21 protein-coding genes and 1 pseudogene are annotated in these 22,048 nt (G+C 72.7%); 5 read left to right on the top strand and 17 right to left on the bottom strand.

All coding sequences use genetic code 11. The annotated features are described in order from the left end of the window. The 7 genes and pseudogenes from ACZ59A_RS25195 to ACZ59A_RS25225 all read right to left on the bottom strand — a co-directional run bounded on the left by ACZ59A_RS25195 (position 1) and on the right by ACZ59A_RS25225 (position 7,052). The gene (locus ACZ59A_RS25195; protein WP_470962313.1) at positions 1 to 1,173 is read right to left on the bottom strand and encodes an anhydro-N-acetylmuramic acid kinase; all 1,173 of its coding nucleotides are present in this window, start codon (positions 1,171 to 1,173) and stop codon (positions 1 to 3) included. After that, positions 1,164 to 2,498, bottom strand: coding sequence for an MFS transporter (locus tag ACZ59A_RS25200; RefSeq protein WP_470962316.1), 1,335 nt, complete (start codon positions 2,496 to 2,498; stop codon positions 1,164 to 1,166). The genes ACZ59A_RS25195 and ACZ59A_RS25200 overlap by 10 nt, the downstream gene beginning before the upstream one ends. A 101-nt stretch (positions 2,499 to 2,599) precedes the next feature. Continuing rightward, a complete protein-coding gene (locus tag ACZ59A_RS25205) occupies positions 2,600 to 3,613 on the bottom strand; it encodes an aldo/keto reductase (RefSeq protein ID WP_468043916.1) in 1,014 nt (337 codons plus the stop codon). A gap of 105 nt (positions 3,614 to 3,718) precedes the next feature. Beyond that, positions 3,719 to 4,398: pseudogene (locus tag ACZ59A_RS25210) on the bottom strand (SDR family NAD(P)-dependent oxidoreductase). 44 nt (positions 4,399 to 4,442) lie between these two features. Continuing rightward, on the bottom strand, positions 4,443 to 5,267 hold the full coding sequence (locus tag ACZ59A_RS25215; protein ID WP_470962319.1) for an aldo/keto reductase: 825 nt from the start codon (positions 5,265 to 5,267) through the stop codon (positions 4,443 to 4,445). An 82-nt stretch (positions 5,268 to 5,349) separates the two neighbouring features. Then, the gene (locus tag ACZ59A_RS25220) at positions 5,350 to 5,766 is read right to left on the bottom strand and encodes a GlcG/HbpS family heme-binding protein (protein ID WP_470962321.1); all 417 of its coding nucleotides are present in this window, start codon (positions 5,764 to 5,766) and stop codon (positions 5,350 to 5,352) included. 65 nt (positions 5,767 to 5,831) lie between these two features. Continuing rightward, complete coding sequence (locus ACZ59A_RS25225) at positions 5,832 to 7,052, bottom strand: MFS transporter (RefSeq protein ID WP_470962323.1); 1,221 nt, start codon at positions 7,050 to 7,052, stop codon at positions 5,832 to 5,834. A 169-nt stretch (positions 7,053 to 7,221) separates the two neighbouring features. Between ACZ59A_RS25225 and ACZ59A_RS25230 the strand changes: the two genes are divergently transcribed. Then, positions 7,222 to 7,689 carry a MarR family winged helix-turn-helix transcriptional regulator gene (locus tag ACZ59A_RS25230; protein WP_470962325.1) on the top strand — a complete coding sequence of 156 codons (468 nt, stop codon included), beginning with the start codon at positions 7,222 to 7,224 and terminating at the stop codon, positions 7,687 to 7,689. 132 nt (positions 7,690 to 7,821) lie between these two features. On the opposite strand, the gene ACZ59A_RS25235 is transcribed toward ACZ59A_RS25230, so the two are convergent. Both ACZ59A_RS25235 and ACZ59A_RS25240 read right to left on the bottom strand, forming a co-directional pair. After that, the gene (locus tag ACZ59A_RS25235) at positions 7,822 to 7,995 is read right to left on the bottom strand and encodes a hypothetical protein (RefSeq protein ID WP_470962327.1); all 174 of its coding nucleotides are present in this window, start codon (positions 7,993 to 7,995) and stop codon (positions 7,822 to 7,824) included. Positions 7,996 to 8,212: 217 nt separating this feature from the next. Further along, positions 8,213 to 8,974: a pirin family protein gene (locus ACZ59A_RS25240; protein ID WP_470962329.1), complete on the bottom strand. Its 762-nt coding sequence runs from the start codon at positions 8,972 to 8,974 to the stop codon at positions 8,213 to 8,215. A gap of 165 nt (positions 8,975 to 9,139) precedes the next feature. On the opposite strand from ACZ59A_RS25240, the gene wrbA reads away from it, so the two are divergent. Next, positions 9,140 to 9,760: an NAD(P)H:quinone oxidoreductase gene (wrbA, locus tag ACZ59A_RS25245; protein WP_470962331.1), complete on the top strand. Its 621-nt coding sequence runs from the start codon at positions 9,140 to 9,142 to the stop codon at positions 9,758 to 9,760. A gap of 98 nt (positions 9,761 to 9,858) precedes the next feature. Here wrbA and ACZ59A_RS25250 read toward each other — a convergent pair whose 3' ends face one another. Further along, positions 9,859 to 12,336: a SpoIIE family protein phosphatase gene (locus ACZ59A_RS25250; RefSeq protein ID WP_470962333.1), complete on the bottom strand. Its 2,478-nt coding sequence runs from the start codon at positions 12,334 to 12,336 to the stop codon at positions 9,859 to 9,861. A 138-nt stretch (positions 12,337 to 12,474) separates the two neighbouring features. Here ACZ59A_RS25250 and ACZ59A_RS25255 point away from each other — a divergent pair, with 138 nt between their 5' ends. Both ACZ59A_RS25255 and dgoD read left to right on the top strand, forming a co-directional pair. Then, a complete protein-coding gene (locus ACZ59A_RS25255) occupies positions 12,475 to 13,203 on the top strand; it encodes an SDR family NAD(P)-dependent oxidoreductase (RefSeq protein WP_470962336.1) in 729 nt (242 codons plus the stop codon). Between the two features lie 199 nt (positions 13,204 to 13,402). After that, positions 13,403 to 14,548: a galactonate dehydratase gene (gene dgoD, locus ACZ59A_RS25260; RefSeq protein WP_470962339.1), complete on the top strand. Its 1,146-nt coding sequence runs from the start codon at positions 13,403 to 13,405 to the stop codon at positions 14,546 to 14,548. 48 nt (positions 14,549 to 14,596) lie between these two features. Here dgoD and ACZ59A_RS25265 read toward each other — a convergent pair whose 3' ends face one another. Next, the gene (locus ACZ59A_RS25265; RefSeq protein ID WP_470962342.1) at positions 14,597 to 15,859 is read right to left on the bottom strand and encodes a cellulase-like family protein; all 1,263 of its coding nucleotides are present in this window, start codon (positions 15,857 to 15,859) and stop codon (positions 14,597 to 14,599) included. A gap of 124 nt (positions 15,860 to 15,983) precedes the next feature. On the opposite strand from ACZ59A_RS25265, the gene ACZ59A_RS25270 reads away from it, so the two are divergent. Continuing rightward, positions 15,984 to 16,694 carry a FadR/GntR family transcriptional regulator gene (locus tag ACZ59A_RS25270; RefSeq protein WP_470962345.1) on the top strand — a complete coding sequence of 237 codons (711 nt, stop codon included), beginning with the start codon at positions 15,984 to 15,986 and terminating at the stop codon, positions 16,692 to 16,694. 20 nt (positions 16,695 to 16,714) lie between these two features. On the opposite strand, the gene ACZ59A_RS25275 is transcribed toward ACZ59A_RS25270, so the two are convergent. The 6 genes from ACZ59A_RS25275 to ACZ59A_RS25300 form a co-directional block, all read right to left on the bottom strand. Further along, positions 16,715 to 17,005: a DUF1876 domain-containing protein gene (locus ACZ59A_RS25275; protein ID WP_470962348.1), complete on the bottom strand. Its 291-nt coding sequence runs from the start codon at positions 17,003 to 17,005 to the stop codon at positions 16,715 to 16,717. Between the two features lie 53 nt (positions 17,006 to 17,058). Continuing rightward, a complete protein-coding gene (locus ACZ59A_RS25280; protein WP_470962351.1) occupies positions 17,059 to 17,676 on the bottom strand; it encodes an Rv1733c family protein in 618 nt (205 codons plus the stop codon). 91 nt (positions 17,677 to 17,767) lie between these two features. After that, positions 17,768 to 18,271, bottom strand: a complete 504-nt coding sequence (locus ACZ59A_RS25285) for a carboxymuconolactone decarboxylase family protein (RefSeq protein ID WP_470962354.1) — start codon at positions 18,269 to 18,271, stop codon at positions 17,768 to 17,770. Then, positions 18,268 to 19,050 (bottom strand): aminotransferase class IV, encoded by a 783-nt coding sequence (locus ACZ59A_RS25290; protein WP_470963122.1) that lies wholly within the window; start codon positions 19,048 to 19,050, stop codon positions 18,268 to 18,270. The genes ACZ59A_RS25285 and ACZ59A_RS25290 overlap by 4 nt, the downstream gene beginning before the upstream one ends. A gap of 128 nt (positions 19,051 to 19,178) precedes the next feature. Beyond that, the gene (locus ACZ59A_RS25295) at positions 19,179 to 20,408 is read right to left on the bottom strand and encodes an FAD-dependent monooxygenase (protein ID WP_470962357.1); all 1,230 of its coding nucleotides are present in this window, start codon (positions 20,406 to 20,408) and stop codon (positions 19,179 to 19,181) included. Further along, complete coding sequence (locus tag ACZ59A_RS25300) at positions 20,401 to 21,996, bottom strand: class I adenylate-forming enzyme family protein (RefSeq protein ID WP_470962360.1); 1,596 nt, start codon at positions 21,994 to 21,996, stop codon at positions 20,401 to 20,403. Before ACZ59A_RS25300 ends, ACZ59A_RS25295 begins: the two co-directional genes overlap by 8 nt. Between the last annotated feature and the right edge of the window lie 52 nt (positions 21,997 to 22,048).

The following is a 22,048-nucleotide window of genomic DNA, read 5'->3' on the forward strand; positions in this document are numbered from 1 at the left end:
TCACCGGCGGAAGATCTCCAGCCGGGACGGCGCCGACCGGTCCGGCGGCGGCAGGACGAGCGGCCGCCGCCCCGGGGTGATCGACCCCAGGACGCGCGGCTGCCGGGCGCCGGTGCAGCTCGGCACCGTGCCCGCCAGGCCATGGGCGGTCAGGAAGCCCAGGACGGCGAAGGCGTACGCCTCCTTGGCCGCCGCCGGAAGCCCCAGCTCGTCGGAGACCCGCAGGGCGAGGGGGCCGAGCGTGCGGCGGAGCGCGGCCATCAGGCTGGGGTTGCGGATGCCACCGCCGGAGGCGATCACCTCGGTGGCGTGGACGGAGCGCGCCGCGTCGGCCACGGTACGGGCGGTCAGCTCGGTGACGGTGGCGACGACATCGTCGCCCGCCACCGGGCCGGTGGCCGCCAGCGCGGTCCGCAGATGGGGGAGATGGAACCGTTCCTTGCCGGTCGTCTTGGGCGGCGGCAGCGCGTAGTACGGCTCGGCGAGCAGCCGCTCCAGCAGTCCGGGGTGGACGGTGCCGCGTGCGGCGAGGACACCGTCCGCGTCGTGGTCGAGCCGACCGTCCGTCAGATCCCGCACCGCCGCGTCGATGAGGGCGTTCGCGGGGCCGGTGTCGAAGGCCAGCGGCTCACCGGCCCGGGGCACCACGGTGAGGTTGGCGATGCCGCCCAGGTTCAGCGCGGCACACACCCCGGGCCGCCCGCGCAGCCACAGCGTGTCGACCAGGCTGACCAGCGGAGCGCCCTGGCCGCCCGCGGCCACGTCCCGGCTGCGCAGATCGGAGACGACCGGGACCCCGGTGGCCTCGGCGATCCAGGCGGGCTGCCCGAGCTGGAGCGTGCCGTGCACCCGGTTGTCCTCGGCCCAGTGGTACACGGTCTGGCCGGGCGAGCTGATCAGGTCGGCCCGTCCGTCGCACAGCTCCCGGTCCGCGCGGACGGCGACCCGGGCGAACGCCTGGCCGATACGGGTGTCGAGCGCGCACACATCCGCCAGGGTGGTCGCCGCGGGTGGCAGCGCGGCGGCCAGCGCCGCGCGCAACGCGTCCGGATAGGGGGCGCTGACCAGGCCCAGCGGGGCGAGCACCAGGGTGTCGCCGTCGAGGGCCAGATCGGCGGCCGCCGCGTCCACCGCGTCATGGGATGTGCCCGACATCAGTCCGATCACGCGCAAGGGGTTTCCTCCATGGGTTCGTCCCGGGGCGGGTGCCGCTCCTCCTCCGCGAGCGCGCCCCGGTGGGTGTCGCCGCGCAGGGTGGCCAGGGCGATCATGCTGAGGGCGCCGGTCCCCGCCACGTAGTACGCGGGGATGTCCGCCTCGCCGGTCCGTTCGATCGCCTCGGTGATGATCAGCCCCGCGCACCCCGAGAACACGGCGTTCGACAGCGCGTACGCCAGCCCCAGTCCCGTGTACCGGACCCGGGTCGGGAACATCTCGGCCAGCATCGCCGGTCCGGGACCCGCCATCAGCCCCACCACCGCGCCCGCCACGAAAACGGCCACGCCCTGGACGAGCGCCGAACTGTCCGGATCCTGAAGGAGGTTGAGGAGCGGGAAGGCGAGCACGGTCACCAGGGCGGCGCCGGTCAGCATGACCGGCCGCCGCCCGATCCGGTCGCTGAGCAGCCCCGCCGGGAGGATGGCGGCCGCGAACCCGGCGTTGGCCACCACGGTGGCGATCAGCGCCTGCTGAAAAGTGGCGTCCAGAGTGGACTGCAGATACGAGGGCATGACGACCAGGAAGGTGTACCCGGCCGCGGCCCAGCCCATGACGCGCCCGGCGCCGAGCACGACGGCCCGGGCCGCCTCGCGGCGCGCGGCCACGGGGAGGGCTGCCGGGCTCCTCTCCCGGAACGCCGGGGTCTCCTCCAGCCTCAGCCGCAGCCACAGCGCGGCCAGCCCGATCGGCAGGGCCAGCAGGAACGGCAGCCGCCAGCCCCAGTCGTTCAGGGCCTCCTCGCCCAGCGCGGTGGCCAGGACGGCGGCCGTCCCGGCCCCGGCGAGCAGCCCCAGCGCGACGGTGAACGACTGCCACGCCCCGTACAGCCCGCGGCGCCCCGGCGGAGCGAACTCCGTCATGATCGACACCGCGCCGCCGAACTCCCCGCCCGCGGACAGCCCTTGCAGGATCCGCACCAGGGTGAGCAGCCACGGGGCGGCTGCGCCCACCGTGTCGTACGTGGGCAGCAGGCCGATGAGCGTGGTGGCGCCGGTCATCAGCAGCAGCACCAGGATCAGGGTCGGGCGCCGTCCGATCCGGTCGCCCGCGCGGCCGAAGAGGACGGCGCCGACGGGCCGGAAGAAGAACGCGAGCCCGAACGAGGCGTAGGTCTTGACCAGGCCCTCGACGGCGCTGCCGCCCTCGGGGGTGAAGAAGTTCGCGGCGATGACCGTCGCGAAGAAGCCGTAGACACCGAACTCGTACCACTCGATGAAGTTGCCGACCGAACCCGCCAGCAGAGCGCGGCGCGTGGCCGGACCGGGGAGAGAAGCGCTCACATCAAAGGTCCGTACCCGCCGGGGGCGGGTGCGTACCGGAAGTGGCTACCGGGATGGACCGTTCAGCGACTGCTCGGCCCAGATGCTGCGGCGCGGGTGGCTCAGGTGGCGGCCGGAAGCGGCGCGGCAGGATCGAGCAGGCCGGCCGCCCGGAGTTCGTCCCAGAAACCGGCGGGGATCTCTTCCCGCAGGGCTGCCAGGTCCTCGGCGATGCGCGACGGGCGGGTGGCGCCGGGGATGGCGGCCGCGGCGGCAGGGTGGGCCAGGGAGAACTGGAGCGCCGTCGCCTTGACGGTCACGCCGTACCGCTCGGCGAGGCCGCTGATACGGCGGACCTTCTCCACGATGTCGTCCGGGGCCTGCTGGTACTCGAAGTGGGTGCCGCCGGCGAGGACACCGGAGCTGTAGGGGCCGCCGACGACCATGTCGACGCCCTGCTCCCGGGCGGTGGGCAGGAGCCGCTGCAGTGCCTGGCGGTGGTCGAGGAGGGTGTAGCGGCCGGCGAGCAGGAAGCCGTCGGGTCGGGGCTCGTCCAGGGCGAGGGTCAGCTCGACCGGCTCGACACGGTTGACGCCGAGTCCCCACGCCTTGATGACGCCCTGGTCGCGCAGGTCGTCCAGGACGCGGAAGGCGCCTGTGCGGGCGGTCTCGAACTGGGCCAGCCAGCGGTCGCCGTGGAAGTCCTGGGCGATGTCGTGCACCCAGACGATGTCCAGCCGGTCGGTGTTCAGCCGCCGGAGGCTGTCCTCGATCGAGCGCTTGGTGGCGTCGGCCGAGTAGTCGTCGGTCACCTTGTTCGGCCGGCCGTGCTCGAACAGGCCGCCCTTCTCGCCGAGATCGCGGCCGGAGGGGTCCTCGGGCTCGCCGTGAATGATCCGGCCGACCTTCGTCGACAGGACGAAGGAGTCCCGCGGGTGCTGGGCGAGCATCTCCCCGAGACGGATCTCGGCGAGGCCCGCGCCGTAGAACGGAGCGCTGTCGAAGTAGCGGATCCCCTGGTCCCAGGCGGCCCGCAGCGTTGCCTGGGCCTCCTCCTCCGGGATCGCGCGGAACATGTTGCCCAGCGGTGCGGTACCGAATCCGAGGCGACCGGGCAGCAGTGTGGTGAGGCTCATGAGGAGCACCCTTCTTCCTTGGTCTTTGGCCTTTGGCCCTTGGCCGGCCGGACGGCGCTTTCGTGCGCCGTCCGGCCTCATACGCGCGTGCCGTACGTGGTGGTGTCAGGGCACGATCGAGTCGATGTAGCCGCCGTCGACCCGCAGTGCGCCGCCGGTGGTGGCGGAGGCGTAGGGGGAGCTGAGGTAGACCACCATGTTCGCGATCTCTTCGGGCTCGATGAGGCGCTGGAGCAGGGACTGAGGGCGGTGCTCGACCATGAACTGGTGCTGCGCCTCGTCCCAGGGCAGTTCGTCGCCGACGAGTTGGCGGACGAAGTCCTCCACCCCGCCGGTGTGCGTGGGTCCGGCGGTCACGGAGTTGACGGTGACACCCGTACCGGCGGCCTCCTTGGCGAAGCCATGCCGGGCAGACAGGCGCGGATCAGTCGCACGGCGGAGAGCACGTTGACCTCGAAGTAGCGGCGCCACTCGGCGTCGTCGATCTGCAGCGGCGGGGTCGCGCCGAAGATTCCGAGGTTGTTGACGAGGATGTCCACCTGCGGAACGGCGTCCAGGACGGCTCGTGTGCCGCCCTCGTCCGCCAGGTCACCGGGTGCGGCAACGATGTCGTCGCTGTCCGTCTCGCCGCGCAGCCTCCGCACGGCCTGTTCGACGGTCTCGGCGCGCCTGCCGTTGACGGCGACGCGCGCTCCGGCGCGCGCGAGGCCGGCGGCGATGGCGTAACCGATGCCTTGGGTGGAACCGGTGACGAGCGCGGTCCGGCCGGAAAGGTCGATATTCACGGTGCGATGCCCTCCTGGAGAGGTGAACGGTTGATGCCGGCCGATCAGTTGAGGGTGTCGGGGTCCGGGCCCGTGCGTGTGCCGGCGTCGAGGCCGGCGATGGCGGCGATGTCGTCGTCGCTCAGCTCGAAGCCGAAGACGTCGAGGTTCTGCCGGATGCGCTCCGGGGTGACCGACTTGGGGATGACCACGTTGCCGGTGTGGAGGTGCCAGCGCAGCACCACCTGGGCGGGGCTGACGCCGTACCTGCCGGCGATGTCCACGATGGGCTGGGCGTCGAGGACCGCGCCCTGGGCCAGCGGACTCCATGCCTCGGTGGCGATCCGGTGCTCCGCGTGGAAGGCGCGCAGCTCGCTCTGCTGGAGGGCGGGGTGCAGCTCGACCTGGTTGATCACCGGGGTGATGCCGGTGTGCTCCAGCAGGCGCTGAAGGTGGGGCACCTGGAAATTGGACACCCCGATGGCGCGGGTCCGGCCGTCGGCGAGCAGCTTTTCGAAGGCGCGCCAGGTGTCGAGGTACCGGTCACGGGCCGGTGTGGGCCAGTGGATCAGGTAGAGGTCGATGTGGTCCAGGCCGAGCTTCTCCAGGGAGGTGTCGAAGGCCGCGAGGGTCGCGTCGTAGCCCTGGTCGTCGTTCCACAGCTTGGTCGTGACGAACAGTTCCCCGCGGGGGATGCCGGAGGCGGCCAGCGCGCGGCCGACTCCGCGTTCGTTGCCGTAGACGGCGGCGGTGTCGATGCTGCGGTAGCCGGCCTCCAGGGCGCTGCTGACCGCGGCGGTGGTCTCGTCGTCGGGGACCTGGAAGACACCGAAGCCCAACTGCGGCATCGCGACACCGTTGTTCAGCGTCACATTCGGAATCGACGTCATGATGACAATCGCCTTTCTGGGTGTTCCTTCTCGCGCCGAGTGCGGGAGAGAGGCGGGAAGTCGGGGAGGGACGAGGGGTGGCTCAGAGCGCCCGGAGGGCGGCTGTGGCGAAGGCGTGGTCCTGTTCGGGGGCGCCGCCGCCGAGTCCGAGCGCACCGACCAGTCGTCCGTCCCGGTGGACCGGTACTCCGCCCGCGATGAACAGCAGGGGCTGGTCCAGAGCGGTGGGCAGGGAGTGGAAGGGGCCGTTGGGCTTGACCAGATCCACCAGGTCGGCCGTCGGGGCGTCGAGCTGGAGAGAGGTGTACGCCTTACGGGTGCTGGTCTCGCCGGAGATCAGCACGGCCCGGTCGTCCCGGCGGAAGGCCAGCAGGTGGCCGCCCGCGTCCAGGACCGTGACGCTGACGTGTACGCCGGCCGCCTCCGCGGCGCGGCGGGCGGCGAGGACGAGTACGTCCGCGTCCTCGGTGGTCAGCGGGGCGACTGCGGTGGTGCTCATGTGGTTCTTTCCTTTCGCTGAGGGTGCTGTGGAGAGGGGCACTTCGTCGCAGGGGCGCGCCGGGGTCAGTGGTGGACGACGCCAGCGGCCGACGTGTCCGCCCGCCCGGTGACAGGCTGCTGGGACCGGGCGGCGAGGGGCCCGGAGCGGTGCTCCAGGCGCTGCGAGACGAACGCGAGGACGAGAGCGGCGGCGGCGAGTACGGCGCCCACGGCGTTGGGGGCGGTGTAGCCGTACCCGGCGGAGATCACGATGCCGCCGAGCCAGGCGGAGAGGGCGTTGCCCAGGTTGAAGGCACCGATGTTGGCGGCTGACGCCAGCGTGGGGGCGCCGTGCGCGTGGTCCAGGACCCGCTTCTGGAGCGGGGGGACGGTGGCGAAGCCCAGCGCGCCGATGAGGAAGACGGCCACGGCCGCCGCGGCCTTGTTCGACGCGCCGACGGTGAACAGCGCCAGGACGACCGCGAGACCGCCAAGGGCCGTGAAGAGCATCGGCATGAGCCGGCGGTCGGCGAACCGTCCTCCGATGAGGTTCCCGGCCACCATGCCCAGTCCGAAGAGCACCATCAGCCAGGTGACGGAGGAGTCCGCGTAACCGCTGACCTCGGTCACCATCGGGGCGATGTAGGTGATCGCGGCGAAGACACCTCCGAAGCCGAGCACGGTCATCGCCATGGCCAGCAGTACCTGGGGGTTCTTGAACGCCGCCACCTCGTGCCGCAGTTGTACGCCCTCGGGCTTGGGCAGATCCGGGACCAGCTTGGCGACACCGGCCAGGCCGATGACACCGAGGGCCGCGACGATCAGGAAGGTGACGCGCCAGCCCGCGCTCTGACCGACGAACGTGCCCAGCGGGACTCCGACCACGTTCGCCACGGTCAGCCCGGTGAACATCAGGGAGATCGCCCCGGCCTTCTTCTCCGGTGCCACCAGTTCGGCGGCGACCACGGAGCCGATGCCGAAGAATGCTCCATGGGCCAGCGAGGCCACGACCCGGCCGATGAGCATGACGGCGAAGACGGGAGCCACGGCGGAGATGACGTTCCCCACGATGAACAGGCCCATGAGCAGCATGAGCATGTTCTTCCGGGAGATCCTGGTGCCGAGAGCCGTCATGATCGGCGCGCCGCCCATGACGCCGAGCGCATAACCGGTGACCAGCAGGCCGGCCGTCGGCACGGACACTCCGAGGTCTCCGGCGACCTGGGGCAGCAGCCCCATGATCACGAATTCGGTGGTCCCGATCCCGAAGGCCCCGATGGCCAGGGCCAGCAGTGCGAGCGGCATGACATATGTCCTTACCATGCAGACAGCGAATAGAGGCGCAAGCGACTTGCAGGCATCAACAATAATTGCACACGCCGCATATTGGCAAACGCGCTATAGTGGCGTACGTGACTAAGGGGTGCTGTTCCGCGGTGCGCCCCAGTCGACCGGCCGGACCGAGGGAGCCGACATGACCGCCACAGACCCTGCGATGACCGCTCTCGCCCACAGCTGGTGCGCGCTCTCGCTGCTGCACGGGCGCATCGAGAGCAGCGTCGAACGCGCTCTCCAGGCCGCGCACGACCTGAGCGCGCGCGAGTACTCCTTGCTCGACGTCCTCAGCCGGCAGTACGAGGGCGAGGGCGGCCACCTGCAGATGCGCCAGGTCGCCGAGTCCGTCGTCCTCAGCCAGAGCGCGGCCACCCGTCTGGTCACCCGGCTGGAGAACCGCGGCCTGCTCGCCCGCTACCTGTGTCCCACCGACCGGCGCGGCATCTACACCGATGTCACCGACAAGGGCAGGCGCCTGCTGGAGGAAGCCCGCCCCACCAACAACGCGGCCCTGCGCGAAGCCCTCGACGCGGCGGCCGCCGCACCGGAACTCGCCCCCCTTGTCCACGCGATCGAGCAGTTGCAGAGTGCCCCGGTCCCTGGGTGACCTTCCCCCGGTGGGCCAGAGTGTGCCGCGACTTCGCCGATGCGTCGTCAGCATGCTGCACTACAGCGCGGGCAGGGGGGCGTAGACCGTGGCGTGCGCCGAGGCCGAGGAACAGCGTCACAGCCCGCCACATCACCGTGATGCCTTCGCTGGATCGCACCCGCTCGCGGAATCCGCGGCCGCGCTGCCGCGCCGTGCTCGCCAGTGCCGCAACAGAGCCAGGCCCTCCTCGGCGGTCATCACATCCGTGACCAGCGACAGGCGCAGACCCTGCTCGTGCAACACCCGCTCCATCGCCTTGACCATCACCGGATGGAACGGTTCGCCAGGTCCCGGATGACGACCCCGATGAGCCCCGAGCGGGCCCCCACCAGGCTCCGCGCCGCCTGGCTGGGCGATCTGCGCACTCGTGACGGTCGGCCGCCGCGCCACGGGTCCTTGCCTCCGGGTCGTGTCGAAGCAAGGATGCGGATCCACGCGCGGCGACGTACCGACTCGATGGAGCGGCCTTGGGGGCTGGGGGTCAGGCCATGGAGATGGTGGCGTTCATCTCCCACATGAGTACTTCGGCGCCGTCGGGGCCTGCGGTGAGGCGCTGGCCCTCCGCGCTGGTGATCCGGGCCGCGTCGCCGGTGGCCAGCGCCCCCGCGCCCTCCATTTCGGCGCTGCCGCGCGCGACGAAGAGGTGGACGAAGGGGGCGGTGGCAATCTGCAGGGTCTCGGTGGGGCGGATGCGGGCGACGTGCAGGGCGGCGTGCTTCTGCCGGATGCCGATCGCGCGCTGGTTGTCGTGCCCGGGCATCCCGGAGGCGAGGGTGGTCCAGCCGCCGTGGGTGAGTTCGTCGTTGATGTCGAGCTGTTCGTAGCCGGGGCGGATGCCGGACTCGTCAGGGATGGTCCACATCTGGATGAAGTGGACGGGGTCGTGGTGCTCGGGCTGGCCGGTCAGGGTCCAGGAGTCGTTTTTCTCGCTGTGGAGGATGCCGGTGCCGGCGCTCATCCGCTGGGCGAGGCCGGGGTAGATCACCCCGTTGTGGCCCTCGGAGTCCTGGTGGACGAGGCCGCCGTCGAGGACCCAGGTGATGATCTCCATGTCCCGGTGGGGGTGGGTCTCGAAGCCGGTGCCGGGGGCGACGACATCGTCGTTGGAGACCAGCAGGAGCCCGAAGTGGGTGTTTTTGGGGTCCCGGTGGTGCGAGAAGGAGAAGGAGTGGCGCGAGTCGAGCCAGCCGGCGCGGGTGTGGAAACGCTCGTTGGCGCGCCGGATGTCGAGGGGGCGGGTCATGGTGCGGTCCTTCCTGTCCGTGCGTAGTTGAACGTTGTACGAGGCTAGCATTTGGTTTACGGTTCAACTAGTGTCCGGTCGCGGGCACGAATCCCAAGGAAATCTGTCATGGGCATATTCAGCCGCAATCGAACGAACGACACCAACGGAACGGAGACCGCAACCGTGAGCACCCCGATCAAGGTAGCCGTCGTCTACTACTCCTCCACCGGTACGAACACCGAGGTCAGCAAGCAGATCGCCCAGTACGCGGAGAAGGCCGGCGCCGAGGTCCGACTGCTCAAGGCAGCCGAACTGGCCCCGCGGGACGTGATCGACGCCAACGCCGCCTGGGCCGCCAACGCCGCCGCCACCGCCGACATCCCCGAGGCCACCCCGGCCGACATCGAATGGGCCGACGCCGTGATCTTCGGCTCCCCCACTCGCTTCGGCAACATCGCCTCGCAGCTGAAGCAGTTCATCGACACGCTCGGCGGCCTGTGGGCGCAGGGCAAGCTCGCCGACAAGGTCTACAGCGGCTTCGCCTCCTCCGCCACCACGCATGGCGGCCAGGAATCCACCCTGCTCGCCCTGTACAACTCCTTCCATCACTTCGGCGGCATTGTCGTCGCCCCCGGCTACACCGACCCCGTCAAGTTCGCCGACGGCAACCCCTACGGCACCTCCCACGTCGACGCCCAGGGCAACAACCCCGTCGACCAGACCACCCGCGATGCCGCCCGCGTCCAAGCCGAGCGCGTCGTACGCATCACCACCGCCCTCAAGGCCGGCCTCGCCACCGCCTGAGCCCGCCAACCGGCAGAACACCACCCCTGGGCTGGGCCGGCCGCACGACGTCGTACGGCCGGCCGGCCGAGGCATCACCGAGAGTCGCCGGACCCGCCCTACCGGTGCGGACCGTTCAGCGACTGCTCGGCCCAGATGGTCTTGCGGTCGCCGGAGTACCGAGTGCCCCAGCGCTGGCTGAGCTGGGCGATGAGGAACAGGCCGCGGCCGCCCTCGTCCATCCGTCCGGCCCGGCGCAGATGCGGGGCGGCCGCGCTGCTGTCGGACACCTCGCAGATCAGCGACTGGTTTCTGACCAGCCGCAGCTGGATCGGGCTGCGGGCGTGCACGATCGCGTTGGTGAGCAGCTCGGTGACCACGACCTGGGTGGTGGCCGCGAGATGGCCCAGCTGCCATCGCGCCAGCTGGCTCGCCACCTGGGCCCGGGCCCGCGAGACGACCGCGGGCTCGGCGGGCAGATCCCAGGCGGCGCAGTGGTCGTCGCTCAGCGCCCGGGTGCGCGCCACCAGCAGCGCCACGTCGTCGGACGGATGGCCCGGGATCAGCCGGGAGACGACGGTGTCGCACACCGCGTCCGGCGACAGATCGCCGCAGCCGTCGTCCAGGGTGCGGCGCAGCCGGTCGAGCCCGGCGTCGATGTCGTGGTCGCGCGACTCCACCAGGCCGTCGGTGTAGAGCACGAGCAGGCTGTGGTCGGGCAGTTCGACCTCGGTGGCCTCGAACGGCAGCCCGCCCACGCCCAGCGGCGGCCCGTTCGGGGAGTCCAGGAACTCGGTTCGGCCGCCGGGGGTGAGGACGGCGGGCGGGGGATGACCGGCCCGGGCGAAGGTGAGGTGCCGGGTGATGGGGTCGTAGACCGCGTACACACAGGTGGCGCCGAAGGCGAAGGCGTCGATGGCCGGTTCGGGCGCGGGCCCGATGGCATCGCCGGACTCCCGGCCCTCGTCGGCCTGTTCGTCGACCAGCCGCCGGACCTGGTCGTCCACATGGGCGAGCAGATCGTCGGGGGGCAGGTCGAGATCGGCCAGGGTGCGGACGGCGGTGCGCAGCCGCCCCATGGTGACGGCGGCCTTCATCCCGTGGCCGACCACGTCCCCCACGACCAGCGCCACCCGGGCCCCGGACAGCGGAATCACATCGAACCAGTCGCCGCCCACCCCCAGTCGGCTCTCGGCCGGGAGATAGCGCGACTGGGCCTCCACCGCCGCCTGCACCGGCAGCCGCTGGGGGAGCAGGCTGCGCTGGAGGGCGAGGGCGGTGCCGCGTTCGCGGGTGTAGCGGCGGGCGTTGTCGATGCAGACCGCGGCGCGGGCCACGATCTCGTCGGCCAGCAGCAGATCGTCCTGTTCGAACGGCTCGGGGCGCTCCCGCCGCAGGAACACCGCCACTCCGAGGGTGCTGCCGCGCGCCCGCACCGGCACCACCATCCAGGAGTGGATGCCCCACCGCGTGATGCCCTCGGCCCGCTTCGGATCGTCGGCGAGCCAGCCGGGGTCCGGCCCCGGGCCGCCCACCGACTCCAGCACGGAGGTGCCGGTGGCGAGGGCGCGGGCGAAGGGCGAGTCCGGCGCGGACGCGTGGACGTCGACGTCCTCCACGTCGGCCACCGCCTCCGGGGAGCCGGGCACGATGGACTGGTGCGCGGCGCGCCGGAACACGGTCTCGCCCGCCACCGCCCCGATGGGCGGCTCCTCGCCCTCGAAGACCGAGTCGATCAGGTCGATACAGGCGAAGTCGGCGAGCCGGGGCACCGCCACGTCCGCCAGCTCCTGGGCGGTGTGCAGCAGGTCCAGGGTGGAGCCGATGCGGGCGCTGGCGTCGTTCAGCACCGCGAGCCGCTCCCGGGCGCGGTGCCGCTCGGTGATGTCGAGCACCGCGTGGCAGACGGCGAAGACCTCGCCGGAGCGGTCCTTGAGCGGAAAGACCGAGTTGGACCAGACGTGCTCCCGGCCCGGGTCGGAGGGCACCCGGCCCTGGATCTCGACGTCGGCGACCGCGACGCCCTGGCGGAGCACCTGGTGCTGGGTCGCCTCCATTCCGGAGGTGTCCACCTGCGAGACCGTCTCGCCCAGGGTGAGTCCCAGCCGCTTCTCGTCCGGGACGCCGCTGAGCCGACGCAGCGCGGCGTTCTGCATCACACAGCGGTACTGGTCGTCGTAGACGCTCATGGCCACGGGTGACGCCAGCCCCAGGCCGTCCAGCAGCGCGCGGCCGATGTCCTGGCGCCGCACCGCCTCCTCGCGGGTGGCCTGGAGCAGCCAGTGGGCGCGCCCGTCGCCCAAGGACCACGGCTGGGCCCACAGGACGGTGGGTATGTCGTGGCCGTCGCGGTGGCGCAGCACCGCGGGGCTGCCGCCGTCGGCGGCGTACGTGTCGAAGGGGAGCGGCCCCGGGCCGCCGGGGGCGAACAGCTCGGCCGCCGGGTGTCCCACCACGTCCTCGGCGCGGTATCCGAGGAGGTTCCGGGCTCCGAGGCTCCAGCCGGTCAGCACGCACCGCTCGTCCACCACGAGGGTGGCGTCCGAGATCAGGTCGGGGAGGTGGTGGGGCCATCCGCGGAAGGTGCTGTCGGCCATTGCATGCGCTCTCGCCTCGTTCCGGCACGTGCAGCGAATCTTACTCCGGTCGGGTCACACGACCCCTTGGCGGCGCTCATTAATTCATATTTAATATCGACCGTGAGGTCTTCTTCCCCCGCTCAGGGGTCCGGATGCGTGATCGTCACCGGCGCCGCGGGCGGCATCGGCGCGGCCACCGCCCGCCGACTGGCCGCTGACGGTGCCGGGGTGCTGATCGCCGATGTGCTGCGCGAGGAGGGCGAGGACACCGCCCGGGACATCCGCGCCGACGGCGGCAGGGCCGTCTTCCAGCACTGCGACGTGGCCGACGAGGCGTCCTGGGACGCGGCGGTGCGTACCGCCACCGAGGCCCATGGACCGGTGTCCGGGCTGGTCAGCAACGCCAGCGCGGTACGGATCGGGCCCGCCGACGCGATCGGCCTCGACGAGTGGAACCGGCAGCTGTCGGTCGGCCTCACCGCCGCTTTCCTGGGCTTCCGCGCCTGCCTCCCCGGCCTGCGGGCCACCCGGGGGAGCGCGGTCCTGGTGTCGTCCGTGCACGCCCTCGTCGGGCTCCCCGGCCGTCCCGCCTACGCGGCCGCGAAGGCCGGGCTCACCGGGCTGACCCGTCAGCTGGCGGTCGAGTACGGCCCCGGCGTGCGGGTCAACGCCGTCCTGCCGGGCCCCGTCCTCACCCGCGCCTGGGCCGGGATCAGCGAGGAGGACCGGCGCAACAGCGCCGAGCAGACCGCGGCCCGCCGCCTCGGCCGCCCGGAGGAGGTGGCCGGGGCCATCGCGTTCCTGCTCGGCGGCGACGCCTCGTTCGTCACCGGCGCCTCGCTGGTGGTCGACGGCGGGTGGAGCGTGCTGAAAACCAGTTCCTAGGGGGTGCCTTGTCGGTCATGCCGGATCAGCGAGCGGCGTCTGGTGCAGGGGGCACCTCCCAGCGGTAGCTGGGGGAGCATCGCAAGCCGCGTGAGGAGAGCGCAGCGGCGCCGCGTGCGACGAGCGCGGGGCCGCGAGGTGCCGTGCCAGGCGTCGGGAGCCCGGCATGACCGGTAAGACACCCCCTAAGGAGCAACCTGTGAAAATCACCCGTGTCGAGACCTTCGCCGTCCCGCCGCGCTGGCTGCTGTGCCGCGTCGAGACCGACGAGGGCGTCGTCGGCTGGGGCGAGCCGGTGGTCGAGGGCCGCGCCGCCACCGTCCGCACCGCCGTCCATGAGCTGTCCGAACTCCTGGTCGGCAAGGACCCCGCGCGGATCGAGGACCACTGGCAGCTCATGACCAAGGGCTCCTTCTACCGGGGCGGCCCGGTGCTCTCCAGCGCGGTCGCCGGACTGGACCAGGCGCTGTGGGACATCGCGGGCAAGACCCTCGGCGTCCCCGTCCACGTCCTGCTCGGCGGGCCGGTACGGGACCGGGTCCGCGCCTACTGCTGGGTCGGCGGCGATGAGCCCAGCGCGATCGGCGAGGCGGTCGCCGCCCAGGTCGAGGCGGGATTCACCGCCGTCAAGATGAACGCCTCCGGGCGGATGAACCGGCTGCCCACCGTCTCCGACATCGACGCCGTGGTGGCCCGCGCCGCCGCCGCCCGCGAGGCCCTGGGGCCGGACCGGGACTTCGCGGTCGACCTCCACGGCCGCTTCACCGCCGCGGGCGCGCGCAAGATGCTGCCCCATCTGGCCCCGTACAGCCCGCTGTTCGCCGAGGAGCCGGTCCTTCCCGAGTACACCCATCTGCTCGGCGATCTCGTCGCCTCCTCGCCCGTACCCATCGCCACCGGGGAACGGCTCTACTCGCGCACCGACGTGCTGCCCGCCCTGCAGGCCGGGGTCGCGGTGCTGCAGCCCGACCTCTCGCACGCCGGGGGCATCTCCGAGGTGCGGCGCATCGCCTCGCTCGCCGAGGTCTTCGACATCCCCCTCGCCCCGCACTGCCCGCTCGGCCCGGTCTCGCTCGCCGCCAGCCTCCAGATCGCCTTCGCAACCCCCAACTTCCTGATCCAGGAACAGAGCATCGGCATCCACTACAACGACGGCGCCGAAGTCCTCGACTACGTGGTCGACCCCGAGGTGTTCCGCTTCCACGAGGGCCACATCAACCGGCCGACCGCGCCCGGGCTCGGCATCGAGGTCGACGAGCGGGCCGTGCGCGCCGCCGACGGGACCACGCCCGACTGGCGCGGGCCCGTCTGGCGCCACTCGGACGGTTCGTTCGCCGAGTGGTGAGGACTGCGGGGTGAGGGCTTCGGGGTGGCGGCTTCGGGGTGACGCCGCTCAGCCGCGCAGTATGGCGTTGCACTCCCGCTGCAGCGCGATGTCCTGCCACATCGGGTGCTGGGGCGCGGCGTTGGAGCACACCACCGCGCCCCACGCGCCGACCCGCGCCGCCTCGGTCACGGCGCGGCGGCAGAACGCGGCCCCCACCGGGCCCTCCTCGAACGTGCCGTGCAGCGGCGTGTAGCCGATCCAGCCCTCGCCGAAGACCAGCGGCACGCCCGTGTCCGCCGCCCAGTCCGCGGCGGCCTCGATCCAGGTGACCAGCTTCTGCTCCATCGCCAGCCGGTGGGTCGCGTACCGCTCGTACAGCCAGGCGTCCCACTTGACCGGGTCGCACCAGTCGTGGACGTAGATCTCCCGCGGCCCGACCGTGGTGGCCGCCAGCCGCCACCGGTCGCGCTCCGGCGGCACCCAGTCCGCCAGATCGGGCGCGCCGGGGCGCAGCAGCTCCCGGCGGGCCCGCGGCTGGGGGAAGGGCCGGGCGCGGTCGCGGATCGCGAAGGTGTCGATCAGCTCGCCGAGCACGCCGTAGACGTACGGATGGAACACGGCGACGTCGATGTCGCGGGGCACCCCGCGCAGCGAACCGACCGGCACCATGGCGTAGTTGACGGTGACCGGCCGGTTCGGGTGGCGCTCCCGGAACCGGGCGAGACCGCGCTCCAGCCGCGGGCGCAGCGCGACGATCCTGTCCTCGCCCCGCAGACCGTCGGTGAGCCGGGTCCCCTGCACCTCGTTGTGCAGCTCGGTGAAGGCGATCCGGTCGTCAAGACCGTGCACGACGAGGAAGTCGATCAGATCGGCCAGCGCGTCCGCGAGCGCCTCGGCGCGCCCTTCGGGATCGATCGCCATCAGCGCGTCGAACCAGGCGCGGTCCTCGGCGAACGACGGGCTCTGCTGGTACTCCCAGCTGGAGAGGATGACGTAGCAGTCGTGCCGCAGGGCCGCCTCGAACAGCGCCCGCAGCTGGGCGCGTCCGTCGATCTCGGCGACCGCGCCCACGTCGTACCAGCGCATCCGCTGCCCGTAGTCGCCGCCCAGCGGGCGCAGCCGCAGCCGACTGGTGTCGAGCCCCGAGCCGAAGAGCAGATACGGCATCGCGCAGACGCGCACCGTGTTGTAGCCGCGGGCGACGGCGTCCTCGAAGGCGCGGTCCAGATCGGCGAAGGGCTCGCCCGGGCCGGTACGGGTGTACCAGCTGAAGTCCCACAGCGAGATGGTCAGGGTGGCCGGGAGATGGGCGTGCGGCGACTGCGTCACAGGGGGCTCCCCGCGGTCGGCGTGCTCGTCGGTGAGGTCGGTTCATCGTCCGGGCGGGCCTGGGGGGTGTCAAGATGTATTCATAAATAATGCCCAGCTGACCAGCGTCGACGAGGAGAACCCCATGGCGTCCTATTCCGGCCGCGGTGTGCACGGCCAGGTGGTCCAGCGGCTGGGCGCCCGCATCGTCGGCGGCCACTGGGCCGAGGGCGACGTCCTGGACGTACGGGCCCTCGGCGGTGAACTGGACGTCAGCCTCACCGTGATGCGCGAATCCCTGAAGGTGCTGGCCGGAAAGGGGCTCATCGACGCCCGGCAGAAGCGCGGCACGTACGTGCGCCCCCGCTCCGCGTGGAACCTGCTGGACGCCGACGTGATCCGCTGGCGCATGGCGGGCGGCGACGGCGAGCGGCTGATGCGCGACCTCACCGACGTACGCGCCGTCGTGGAGCCCGCCGCCGCCCACCGGGCCGCGCTGCGCCGCACCGACGCCGACCTGGCCGCGCTGGACGCGGCGCTGACCGCGATGGAACGCGCCCGGGGCGACCTGGTCGCCGAGGCGGACGCCGACGCCGCCTTCCACCGGGCGCTGCTCGCCGCCACCGGCAATGAACTCCTCGCCCGGTTCGATCTGGTCCTGGAGCCCGGGCTGCGCGAGCGCGACCGGCTGGTGCACGCCCACGGGGACGCCGACGACCCGGTGCCCAGCCACCGCCGGGTGCTGGACGCGGTACGCGACCGGGACGCCGCGCGCGCGGAGCGGGCCATGCTCGATCTGCTCGCCAAGGCCGCCGAGGACGTGGGCGCGGCCGCGTCCCGGCCGTCCGGCGGCTGACCCTCCGGGGAGCCGGGGGCTCAGACCACCCAGCCGTATCCGGGTCGGGGCTTGCGCGGCGCCGGTGGCTCCTCGCTGTCGATGTCGTGCTCGGCGGCCCGCAGCAGCTGCTGCCCGAGATCGCTCAGGGCCCGGCCCGCCGCCAGCTCGTCGCCGATCACCGGGATGTCCCGGTCCTCCGGGTTGAGCCGTGCCGTTCCCCGGCCGGTGAGCGCCGCGGCACCGGTGTCCAGCTCGACGCGCGCCTTCGTACGGCCCGCGTCGTCCTCGAAGAGGTAGAGGTGGACCTTCCACTCCACTGTGTGCGGCATTGTCTGCTCCTCACGTCGCATACGAACCCGCGGCGGGGGCGGCCAGGGAGCGGTCAGCGACGGTTCCTGCCGGACCACGCGGGTTCCACCACCTTCCACTCTGCCTCCCATCGCGCGTACCGGCGGCGGTCCAGCACGTGCCGGGCCCGGGCCCGCCCCGCGAACGCCGCCCCGGCCACGGCCGCCGCGGTCAGCATGCCGGTGAACCAGCCCATCGTCCGCGCGGTCGAGGGGGAGGTGGGCGGCTGGGCGAGATGCCCGTCCGGGCCCACCCACACCCGTACCTCCGCACCCGCGTCCGCACCGCCGGGCACCGTGGCCACACCCGTGTGCCGGGCGCCGTCGTCGCCGGTCCAGCCGACCTTCGCCATCCTCAGCTCGGTGGCGTCCGACTGGCCGGGCCCGCCGGGAGGGGACTCGGCAAGCCGCGCGGTGACCTGGTGCCGCGCCGCGGCCTGGTCGTGCACGACGCGCATCTGCGACGCGTACGCGGCGTTCCCCGCGCTGATCGCGGCCATCGGCAGGCCGAGCACGAGGACCAGCAGGAAGAGCGCGGTGAACCAGGACTGGACCCGGTCCGTCCGCCTGCGCAGCGGGTTGCGCCCCCGGGCCGGGCGGCCCAGCAGGGGCGGATGGGGGCCGGAAGCGCCCCGCGGTCCGTGGGTGTTCATGGGTCTGATGCCTCCAGCAAGTGCTGACGTCGTCGCACGGCGCGCCATGCGCCGGGGGTGCCCCATGGCGCGCCACGCGACGGGCAGGGGGTCAGGTGCGAGGGGCGGGCTGATACGCGCCGGGCACCATCCGGGCGCTGATCGCTGTGCGGTTGTACGCGTTGATGACGACGGCGGCCCAGATCAACGCTGCCACCTGCGGTTCGTCGAACACCTCGCACGCGGCGCGGTGGACCTCGTCCGGGACGTGGCCGTCCTGGACGTCGGTCACCGCCTCGGCCAGGGCGAGCGCGGCCCGCTCGCGCTCGGTGAAGAACGGGGTCTCCCGCCAGGCGCTCAGGGCGTAGATGCGCTGCTCGGTCTCGCCCCGGGACCGGGCGTCCTTGGTGTGCATGTCCAGGCAGAACGCGCAGCCGTTGAGCTGGGAGGCGCGGATTCTGACCAGTTCGAGCAGCTCGGGCTCGACCTTCGCCTCCTGCGCCGCCTCGACGGCCGCCGCGTGCAGGGCACCCATCGCGGCGGACACCTTGGGGGCCAGCTTCTTCAGTTCCAGCCGGGCGGTGGTGGCCTGCGGGCCGGGCGCGGTCGCGGTCATCGGTGAACTCCGTTCGTGGGCATGAGGACATCGCCGGCGCTGTCGAGCCAGCTCTGCCAGGAAGCGGCGCGCAGGGCCGGTCCCGCGCGCAGCGGACGGCCGAGCCACGCGGTCACGGGCCGGATCCCGTGCAACGCGTTGACCAGCCACACCTCGCGCCCGTCCAGCTCGTGGACGGGACACCGGCGGTGTTCGGTACGGACGCCCAGCTCCGCCGCGCGCTCCTGGAGCAGGGTCGTGGTGACGCCCGCCAGCAGCGGCAGGTCCGGCGGCGGCAGGCACAGGACGTCGTCCTCCCACCACAGGACGTTCGCCGTCGTCCCCTCCAGCACCAGACCCGAGGGGGTGGTGAGCAGCAGCTCCTGCGCGCCCCGCTGGGCGGCCCGGTGGCGCAGATGCGCCAGCAGGGACAGATCCGGTCCCTTGCGGCGCGGATGGACGCGCGGGTCGAACTCCTCGGTCAGACAGACGGCCACGTCGCACGTCCGGGGCGGTGCGGGCCGTATCCGCAGATAGAGCCGGGCCGGTTCGGGACCGGCCAGCTCGACCCGCGGGAACCAGCGGCCGGTGCGCGGCAGCGCCGCCACCGCGTCCCGCCAGAAGCTCTCGATCCGGGCCGGGGAGTCGCCCGTCGCCTCGGCGCACGCGACGGAGAACCGCCGGTGGTGGTGGTCGAGCGCCCGTACCCGCCCCTCGTCGACCAGCCAGGAGTCGGCGGCCAGCAGCGCGCTGTCGGGCACCGGGCGGGAGGGCATCAGCCCGCCGTCCTCGCGCCACATCAGCGTCCACTGCTGCTCCGACGACTGCCGGTGGCCGCCGTGCCGGGCCGCGCCCCGGGCCGGGCCGGTGTTCCGGGCCGCCGCACGCCTGTCCGTGTCCGTGTTCACGTCTTCGTTCCCCTCCACCGTCAGTACTTCCGCGCCGCGTCGGCCATCGGGCCGCCGCGGGGGCCGTACGGGGCGTGCTCCAGCCACGCGCCGCACCGGGGGACCACCGGGGCCAGCGTGGCCGCCGCCCGCTGGGTCATCCGGGCCCAGCGGCGTGGCCGCATATGGTCCAGGGCCGCCCCCGCGGCCACGCTGTTGAACAGCGCGGCACGACGGCGGGTGGAAGCGAACTCGCCGATGGCCACGGGTGCCCGCGACGGGTCGGAGCATGCCACCGATATGGCATCGGCCGCCGCGACCGCGTCCGCGATCCCGCTGTTCATGCCGCGCGCCCCGAAGGGCGGGAACAGATGCGCCGCCTCGCCCGCCAGCAGCACCCGGCCGGCCGGATCGGTGAACGACGCGGCGACCTTGCGCAGGAAGTGGTACCGGGACACCCACAGCACATGGTGCGCGCAGTCCGCGCCCACCAGCCGGGGCAGCCAGCGGCGCACCGCCTGCTCGGTGTCGTACGTGCCCGGCGGGTCGCCCGCCCGGCACTGCAGGTCGATCTGGAAGCCGCCGGTGAACGGCACCCGCAGCACGGTGCGGCCGCCGGCGGCGGGGTGCTCGTAGTGGAAGACCCGCTCGGCCGACAACTCCCCGCCCGCCGGGTCCGCCACGTCCACGACGACGTGATAGCCCTCGGAACGGGTCCCCTCCAGCGGGATGTTCAGCGCCTTGCGCACCGCGGAGCGGGCCCCGTCGGCGGCGATCACATGACCGGCCGACCAGCTGTCGCCGTCCGCCGCGGTCACCGTCACCCCGGTGCCGGTGGCCTCGACCCCGGACACCTCGGCGTCGAAGCGGAAGTCCACGCCCGAGTCCAGACACGCCTCGTACAGAAACCGCTCGGTGTCCACCTGGCGCAGGCTCGCGAAGGCGGGCAGCTTGCCACCGCCGCCGTCAGCGGGCTCCGGGAAGGTCTGCGCGAACACCTGGCGCCCGCGGTAGAGAGTGCGCCGGGTCCGCCAGGTCGTGCCGTACGCCGCGATGCCCTGCCCGAGCCCGGGGCGGGCCCGCTCCAGCAGCCGCAGCGACTGGCGGTGCACGAACAGCGCGCGGCTCCCGGGCCGCACCCGGTCCTTCGCCCCCGCCTCCAGCACGGTGACCGGCAGCCCGCGGGCCCGCAGCGCGAGCGCCGCGGTCATCCCGACCGGCCCGGCGCCCACCACCAGCACCGGCCGCTCGATCGCCGCCGGGTCAGCCATGGGCCCGGGCGGTGGACAGCGTGGGCAGTTCGCCCTCGGCCAGCAGCCGGCTGATCTCCAGCCGCTTGATCTTCCAGGTGCCGGTGCGGGGCAGGTCCTCGAAGCGGCACTGCACCGGTTCGGCCAGCGGCGGCAGGTCCGAGGTGGCCAGCCGCCAGCGGCCCGCGTCCAGCGGCTGGTCCCCGCGGGTGCATACGACCGGCACCGGCTCCAGGTCGGGACCGTGGACGATGATCACCTCGCGGAGTTCGGCGACCCGGGACAGCAGCTCGTCCTCGACCTCCAGATTGGAGTCCACCGTGGCGTGCTGGTCGACCTCGCGGTCGAGCAGATACAGCGCGCCCCACCGGTCGCGGTATCCCATGTCGCCCATCCGCCACCAGCCGCGGTCCACCTGGCGGGCGTACTGGTCGGGGGCGCCGAGATAGGTGAGGATCCGGCCGCGGGTACGGGCCTCGATGGCACCCGGCGCACCGGGTGGACACTTCCGGCCCCGCTCGTCCACCACCCGGATCCGGGTGAACCCGGGAATGCCGGTGCCCACCCGCCGCCCCTGCACCCGGTCCGCGCCGCGCCGGGTGTACCAGCCGAAGGCGATCGGCCCGGTCTCGCTCTGCCCGTACAGCTGCACCAGCCGCGGGTCGCGGCGGCGGGACGCGGCGAGCAGCCGCTGCACGGTGCGCGGGTGGATGGCGTCGAAGGTGGAGCCGTACGCCCGTACGTTGGCCAGCGGCGCCCCGGGCGCGTCGGCCAGGTCCTCCCACAGCACGAAGGTGTTGGGGTGGGTCTCCACGATGCCGGGCCGGTACGTGGCCAGCAGCGGGCCCGCGTGGGCCGGGTCGGGGTCGAGGAGCAGCAGCAGCGGGCTGCCGAAGTGCAGCAGCACGCCCAGCAGATGGTAGAAGCGGGAGTGCACGAACGACATGTGCAGCGCCGCGGACTCGCCGCGGGTGGCCCGGCCCAGCGCCTGCTGCGGTACGAGCCGGTTCCACATGGTGTGCGCGCAGTGCACCGCCAGCTTGGGGACGCCGGTGGTGCCCGAGCTGTGCGTGATCAGGGAGGGTTCGCGGGGGTGCAGCCGGATGGGCGCGCGGCGCGGCACTCCGGCGTACTTGGCGAGCGGGATCGCGTGTGCGTTCCCGGGCGCCTCGTCCACGGTGAGCACGCCACGGGCGAGCCCGGTGTCCAGACCGCTCAGGGCGGATTCCAGCACGGCCCGGTCGGTGATCAGCCAGGGCGCGTGCAGCCGGTCCAGCAGCACCGCGGCCACCCCGCCGTCCAGCGAGGGCGACAGCAGCGCGGGCACCGCACCGATCCGGGAGACGGCGCAGGCCAGCAGCACGATGTCGACGTTGTCGCTCTTGTGGATCGCCACATGCTCGCTCGGCCGCACCCCCGCCGACCACAGCCGGGCGGCCAGGTCGTCGACCAGATCCGCCAGGTCGGTGTACCCGAGGTCCGTACCGGCGTCCGGTGCGACGTCCAGCGCCCGGTCGAGCGTCACCCGGACCCTGCCGTGGCGGGCCGCGGCCTCCTGGAACATCAGCCCGAGGTAGAACCCGCGCTCGGGGAGTAGCCGCTCCAACATTTGCAGTACCTACCGTTCGGAATCGTTCACGAGGGTGCGCGCGGGGGAGAGA

The organism is Streptomyces sp. NPDC040405 (genome assembly GCF_055595765.1).